General features: G+C 65.7%; 1 protein-coding gene. It reads left to right on the plus strand.

Annotated elements, in window-relative coordinates:
• A partial coding sequence (locus HWX07_RS36805) for an aminotransferase class III-fold pyridoxal phosphate-dependent enzyme (RefSeq protein WP_175879494.1) occupies nucleotides 1-356 on the plus strand: 356 nt, incomplete at both ends.

Consider the following 356-nt stretch of genomic DNA (forward strand, 5'->3'; position numbering starts at 1 on the left):
GTGATCTCGCGCAAGAACGGCTATCACGGCTCGACGATCGCGGGCGGCACGCTCGGCGGGATGGGCTACATGCACGAGCAGATGCCGTCGAAGGTCGAGCACATCGTGCACATCGACCAGCCGTATTTCTTCGGCGAAGCGCAAGCAGGCGAGACGCCCGAAGCGTTCGGCCTCGCGCGTGCGCAGCAGCTCGAAGCGAAGATCCTCGAACTCGGCGCGGAGAACGTCGCGGCGTTCATCGGCGAACCGTTCCAGGGCGCGGGCGGCGTGATCTTCCCGCCGTCGACGTACTGGCCGGAGATCCAGCGGATCTGCCGCAAGTACGACATCCTGCTGGTCGCCGACGAAGTGATCGG

Origin of the sequence: Burkholderia sp. BCC0097, from assembly GCF_902832985.1 — a bacterium.
In the GTDB taxonomy this organism is placed as follows: Bacteria; Pseudomonadota; Gammaproteobacteria; order Burkholderiales; family Burkholderiaceae; genus Burkholderia; species Burkholderia orbicola.